Origin of the sequence: Phytoactinopolyspora endophytica, assembly GCF_004138495.1 — a bacterium.
GTDB classification, from domain to species: domain Bacteria; phylum Actinomycetota; class Actinomycetes; order Jiangellales; family Jiangellaceae; genus Phytoactinopolyspora; species Phytoactinopolyspora endophytica.
Map to the genome: position 1 here is coordinate 126,095 of NZ_ML142856.1, position 6,366 is coordinate 132,460.

At 67.6% G+C, this 6,366-nt stretch carries 6 protein-coding genes; all 6 read right to left on the reverse strand.

All coding sequences use genetic code 11. The features are described 5' to 3' along the window. A partial coding sequence (locus tag ELR45_RS16855; RefSeq protein ID WP_338069600.1) for a phosphohexomutase domain-containing protein occupies positions 1-974 on the reverse strand: 974 nt, incomplete at its 3' end. A 128-nt stretch (positions 975-1,102) separates the two neighbouring features. Continuing rightward, entirely contained in the window at positions 1,103-1,558 is a 456-nt protein-coding gene (locus ELR45_RS16860; RefSeq protein WP_205856736.1) for a MarR family winged helix-turn-helix transcriptional regulator, read from the reverse strand. Positions 1,559-1,827: 269 nt separating this feature from the next. Continuing rightward, complete coding sequence (locus ELR45_RS16865) at positions 1,828-2,784, reverse strand: S1C family serine protease (RefSeq protein WP_129667442.1); 957 nt, start codon at positions 2,782-2,784, stop codon at positions 1,828-1,830. 187 nt (positions 2,785-2,971) lie between these two features. Continuing rightward, positions 2,972-4,414: an aldehyde dehydrogenase family protein gene (locus ELR45_RS16870; protein WP_165367852.1), complete on the reverse strand. Its 1,443-nt coding sequence runs from the start codon at positions 4,412-4,414 to the stop codon at positions 2,972-2,974. Continuing rightward, positions 4,404-5,564: a mandelate racemase/muconate lactonizing enzyme family protein gene (locus ELR45_RS16875; protein WP_129667444.1), complete on the reverse strand. Its 1,161-nt coding sequence runs from the start codon at positions 5,562-5,564 to the stop codon at positions 4,404-4,406. Before ELR45_RS16875 ends, ELR45_RS16870 begins: the two co-directional genes overlap by 11 nt. After that, a partial coding sequence (locus ELR45_RS16880; RefSeq protein WP_165367853.1) for an NAD(P)-dependent oxidoreductase occupies positions 5,561-6,366 on the reverse strand: 806 nt, incomplete at its 5' end. The genes ELR45_RS16875 and ELR45_RS16880, both read right to left, overlap by 4 nt.

Genomic DNA, 6,366 nt, shown 5'->3' on the forward strand with positions numbered 1-6,366 from the left:
GGCGCCCGCACCGGCGTGCCGCCGTTCTCGGTCACGATCTCCGCCACAGCATGCGACGTGATCAGGTTGTGCACGACGGCCGCGCCGGGGGCACGCCGAAGCTCACGGACCGCGATCAGCGCGGTCAGCGTCGATGGAGACACGATCTCTCCGTGCTCGTCCACGACGAAGCACCTGTCCGCGTCACCGTCGAACGCGAGCCCGATGTCGGCGCCGTGCTCCAGGACGGCATGCTGGAGGTCAGCCAGGTTAGCCGGCTCGATCGGGTTGGCCTCGTGGTTCGGGAACGTGCCGTCCAGCTCGAAGTAGAGCGGAATCACGGTCAGGCCGGGAAAGTCCAGCACCGCCGGGACGGTATGGCCGGCCATGCCGTTACCGGCGTCGACGACGACAGTGAGCGGCCGGATCTCGGACAGGTCCACCAGCTGGTACAGGTACGACGCGTAATCGCTGAGCATGTCCCGGCGTTCGATTCGGCCGGGCGCCGCGGCCTGGCTGTGCAAACTACGCTCCGCCGGTGTCTGCAACCGCGCCACCCAGGTGTCCCGCCGCGGACCGCCGTCGGACAGAGCCTGCTGCGCCACCTCCCGAATCCGGGAGAGGCCGGTGTCCCGCCCGACCGGAGCCGCACCGGAGCGGCAGAACTTGATGCCGTTGTACTCGGCAGGGTTGTGGCTCGCCGTGAACATCGCGCCGGGAAGACTCAAGGCCCCACTGGCGTAGTACAGCTGGTCAGTGGAGGCAAGCCCGATGTTCACGACGTCCAAACCGCGAGCCGTGACTCCGTCGGAGAACGCCGCAACCAGGCTGAACGACGTCGGGCGCATGTCATGCCCCACGACCATAGCGTTGGCGTCATCGCCCAACACGTCTGCCGCGGCGGCACCGAAGGCGCGCGCGACATCCACGTCCCACTCATCCGGAACGAGCCCACGGACGTCATAAGCCTTGACGATCGCACCGAGATCACGCACGCCGCGACTCTACCGCCAGACCGCGACCATCCCCGACGATGGGCTCCGCACGCGATGGCCGACATCGTGCGTACCCGGCGGACGCCGCGGTACCAGATCGCCCGCAGACGCACCGGCGCTGCTCCGGATCAGTCGATGATGCGGTTGAGGAAGGCCGTCAGCTGCGCGAGTTCGTCCGGGCTGAACCGCTCGACCATGTAGTCGCGCACGCCGCGTTGATGGGTGTCAGCGGCGTCGGCCAGCCGCCGTTGTCCCTCCTCAGCGAGGGCTGCATAGAAACCGCGCCCGTCCTTCTCGGCGGGGACCCGGCGCACGAGGCCCTCACTGATCATCCGATCCACCAGCCGCGTCAGACCGCTGGGAGAGAGCATGACCTTGTCGGCAAGCTGCGACATGCGCAGGCGTTGACCTTCGGCCTCGGCCAGACGGGCCAGCACCTCATACCAAGCAAGGGGCAATCGATGCAGCTCAGTCAGGTCTGCCTCCAGCAGACGAGCCACGTGGGCGTGCGCGCGATCGAACGCCCGCCACGCCTCGAGCTGTTCGGGGCTGACGCGCTCATCTGGGCCGGGCATAAGATCCATCGCTAAATGATCATAGAGGGCATGATTACAAGATCAACAGGGCCTGAGTCCTGCTGTAACAGTAATGAGAGCTGGCGCAGAACGCGTAGGGCCAAAGGTCCATATGGCACGCCTCCCCGATGGTCCGCCACTCGCTCGAATCGAGACCTGCATCACTCCTACCCGCCGACGGATGTGATCATGTCCAACCTGACTCAGCACTCAAGATCCGAGACGCCTGGCCCGGTTCCTCCGCTTCGGTCCGTCCATCCGGCGCTCGCGTGGCCGGACTACCGGTCGGCAAGCTCCGCCGGCCGGGCGATGACGTCCACCATGGCCCCGCTACGGAACGTCGTGATGGGCAGCGCCACGTCGATGGCCTCTGCGAACATCCAGCGTTGCAAGGCTTGGGCGTCGACGACCGGCTCCCCGGCGATGGTGACCATGAGATCGCCGGCACGCAGTCCGGCCTCTTCGGCTGGGCTACCCGGCTCCACGTGAACGATCCGCACGCCCTTGGTGCGACCGATCCGGTCCGCGAGTTTCGGCGGGACCGGCGCCGGCGAGGTGGCGACGCCAAGGAAGGCACGCCGGACCTTCCCCTCCTTCATCAACGTGGAGACGATCCGGTTGCTGTTCGCGTTCATCGGCACGGCCAGGCCGAGCCCCACCCCCGCGACCGCTGTGTTGATGCCGACCACTCGGGCAGTGGAGTCTGCCAGCGCACCCCCGGAGTTGCCCGGGTTCAGCGCGGCGTCGGTCTGGATGACGTCTTCGATGATCCGCACGGTCCGCCCGCTCTGCGCCGGCATGGACCTACCGAGTGCACTGACGACGCCGGCCGTCACCGACCCGGAGAATCCCAGCGGGCTCCCGACGGCCACCACCAGCTGTCCCACGGTCAGATCGTCCGCCCGTCCCAACTCCGCCGGAACGGGCGTCGAACCGTCCGCCCGGACGACGGCCAGGTCGGACAGCCGGTCTCTGCCGATGACGGAGAAGCCCACCTCCGTGCCGTCGGCGAACGATGCGGTGCCGTGCGTTGCCGAGCCGATCACATGTGCGTTGGTCAGGATGAAACCGTCGTTGGTGAAGACCACCCCGGAACCGGTACCGCTACCCCTGCGGCCGCCACGTTCCATCGTCACCGCGAGGCTCGCGACCGAGGGCAGAATTCGCTGCGCCACACCGCTGACCACACGCGAGTACGCGTCCAGGGCCTCCTGGCCCGTCTCATCCGGAGCCATGACCTACCTCCCCAGCGTCCGAAATGAACGGATAACGCTGGACAGGTGGCCGTCACTCCCGTGTACGCCCACAGCGCAATCAGGACGGACGTGAACCTTCCGAATGGTGCGACATCGTGGCCGCACAGATATTCCGGACGTCGCCCCTTGAGTTCATCACGACCACGAGACCGTCGTCCCGGGTGGGTCACCGCGCATACGAGAGCGTCTGCTCCTCGGTGAACTCGTACAGACCCGAGAGACCGCCCTCGCGGCCGAGCCCCGCGTCGCCGAATCCGCCGAACGGAACCTCGGGGGTGTTCGGGGCGCCGTTGTTGATGCCGATGATCCCGATCTCGAGACGCGTGGCGAGTTGCGCGGCGTGCTCGGCGTCGCCGGACATCACGTATCCGCCGAGCCCGCTGCGCCAGCCGTTGATCTCGGACACGATGTCGTCTTCCGAGGAGTACGGACGGACGGCGCAGACAGGTCCGAACACTTCCTCGTCCCACAGCCTCGTCTCGGTGAGCGCCTCGACGAGCGTCGGCGCCACGAAGAATCCGCGGTCGGTCGTCAGCGGCGCGCGCGACACTCGACATCCAGCGGCCTCGGCCTCGGCCACCAGCTGCTCCAGCCGCTCCACGTGGGCCGCGCGCAGCATCGGACCGACGTCCGTCGCTGAGTCGGACGGCGCACCGCACCTGAGCGACACGATCCGCGACTTGAGGGAGTCGACGAATGTGGCGTAAACGGACTCATGGATGAACACGTTGTTGGCGGCGATGCACGACGCGCCGTTGTTGCGGAACTTGGCCACGAGAAGCGCGTCAAGCGCGGTCTCAAGGTCGGCACGCTCGGTGACGACGAACGGTCCTTTGCCACCAAGCTCCATCGTCACCCGAGTCATCGACCGCATCGCACGTGCCGCCACGGACGCACCGACCCGTGTCGAGCCTGTGAACGTCACAGCGGCTACCAGATCCGAGTCCACCAGGGCGGTGGTGAGCTTCTCACCGTCCCCCACAACCACGTTGACCGCGCCTGCCGGCAGATGCCGCTCGCAGATCTCGGTGAACGCCAGGCTGGTCAACGGTGTCAGCTCCGACGCCTTCTGCACGACGGTGCACCCCGCCGCGAGCGCCGGTGCCACCTTGCGTGCCGGAATCGACAGGGGAAAGTTCCACGGGCTCACAGCGGCCACGACCCCGACCGGGCGACGGGTCACCACGAAACGTCGATGAGGTCTCACCAGGCCTTCGTCGCGCGGCATGGTGGCCGCGTCGGCAAACCATTCGAAATACTGCGCCGAGAAGCCGACTTCGGCCGTCGCCTCGCTCAACCGCTTTCCGGACTCCGCGCTGATCACAGCGGCGAACGCCTCGGTATTGCCGCGCAGGTCGGCGGCGATCGCACGCAGTGCGCCCGCGCGCTCACGGTCGGGCGTCGCGCTCCAGCCGGGCAGCGCTTCGTGTGCGGCTTGTGCCGCGTCGCCGGCCGTTGCCGAATCGACCCAGCCGACCGTCGCCAATCTCTCGCCGGTCGATGGGTCAGGCAGCTCATGTGGGTCACCTTCGACCCGCACGCCGGCGATACGCGCGCCGTGGGCCAAAGCGTCGGGAGCCGGCAGGAAGGTCCGGGTCTCATTGGTCATAGTTCGTTCGCTCCTCACAGTGAACACGGAACCGGATAACGGTGGCAGGATCGAGCTCGATCCCCAGACCAGGCGCATCCGAGAGGGCCAATGCACCGTCGGCCCAGGCCAGTGGCGCGGCCAGCAGATCAGTGCGCAAAGGGTTAGGCCGGACGTCCGCCTCGACCCAGTCCACGTTGTCGTAGGCCGCTGCAAGATGGGCACTGGCGGCGACCCCGACGGCGCTGGAGTAGCAGTGTGGCGCCATGCGCAGACCGGACGCGGCCGCGTACTCGGCGACGGCACGGCCGATCGTGAAGCCACCCGACTTGGCGAGGTCGGGCTGGACGAGGGCGACGGCGGCCGAGTCGATACACGCCTTGAACGCGTCGAGACCATAGATGTTCTCACCCGTGGCGAGCGGCAGCACGCTGTCTGTCGCGAGCTTCCGCAAGTCCTCGATCCGGTCCCCCGCCACAGGCTCTTCGATCCAGCGCACACCGTGCCGGACGAGCCTGGGCATCGCTTCCATCGCCGAGGCCACGTCCCACGCCTGGTTAGCATCGGCGAACAGTTCCACGGCGTCACCGATGTGAGCTCGTGTGATCGACAGCGTGCGCTCATCGCGATCGGCGCCGAAGCCCAGCTTCGTCTTCACCGCGCTGTAGCCGTGGTCCATCGCCGTCTCGCAGAGCCGCTCGACGTCCGTAGGGCCGATACCACTCGCATAGGCAGGCACCTTGGGCGCAGTGGCCGTTCCGCCGAGCAAGCGGTAGATCGGTTCACCGGCGACCTTGCCCGCGAGGTCCCACAACGCGATGTCGACGCCGCTGATGGCCTGCCAGATCGGCCCGACGGCGCCTGCCTGGCGACCCAGCGGTAGCAGTTGAGCGATGAGCCGTTCACGTACCGCTGCCGGGTCTGAGGCGTCCATTCCGAGCAGCATCGGGGCGACGCCGTCACAGAATGTCGCCAGCCGCTCGGCGTGCGCCCACGACGGATAGTTGATCCAGCTCTCCCCTAGCCCGCGCACTCCGCCCGCGTCGATCTCGACAAGACACACGCGCCGGTCCTTGAGGTGCCCGAACGACATGTCCACCACGCCGTCGATCGGGGCGGACAGGATCGTGACTCGCAGTCGCTCGATCGGGAGGACACCGTCCGGACTCACCGGGCGCCACCGAGAGCGGCGTACGCGCGGATCAACGCGCCGCTGTCGCGTTCCCCGAGGCCCTGACTGAGCCCCGTCTCATTGATGTCGACGATGGCCTCCGCGAGCGGCGCGGGCGATCCCGACGCCACCGCGAGCTGGAGCGCCAGGCGATTGTCCTTGGCGAGGAGCTCCAGCGCAAAGGCCGGATCGTCGTCGCCACGCACCATCTTGGGCGCGTTCTCCTTGAACAGGTTGGAGACGGTCGCGGCACCGGAATCGGCGACCGCGTCGACAAAGACCTGGCCGTCCACACCATTGCGCTCGCACAGAGTCAGGGCCTCGGCGGTGATCGCGTTGATCGCTCCGAACATCAGGTTGTTGGCGATCTTGACAACCGATCCGGCACCTGTCTCGCCCACCCGGGCGACTGTCGCCGCGATGGTCGCCATGAGGTCAGGCCGCACTGCGTCGACGGCCTGCTCGGACCCGCCACACACGAGCGTCCATGATCCGCAGGTGGCCGGGCGGCCGAGAACCGGTGCGTCGATATAGGTGACGCCGTGCTCGGCCAGCTCCCGCGCGGTTGCGCGGGAGGTATCCGGGTCGATGGTCGACAGATCGACGACGATCGCTCCCGCCGGCGCTTTGACCAGCACCTCTGCCGCCAATGCGCGGACGTGCTCAGGTTTCGGCACGGAGACGAGCACAAGCTCGGCATCAGCGACGACGGAGCCACCGTCGTCGCTGATGCGAACGCCGGCGGCGGCCGCTGCCGTGCGTGCCGTAGGCGACGGGTCGAAGCCCCGTACCGCGTATCCTG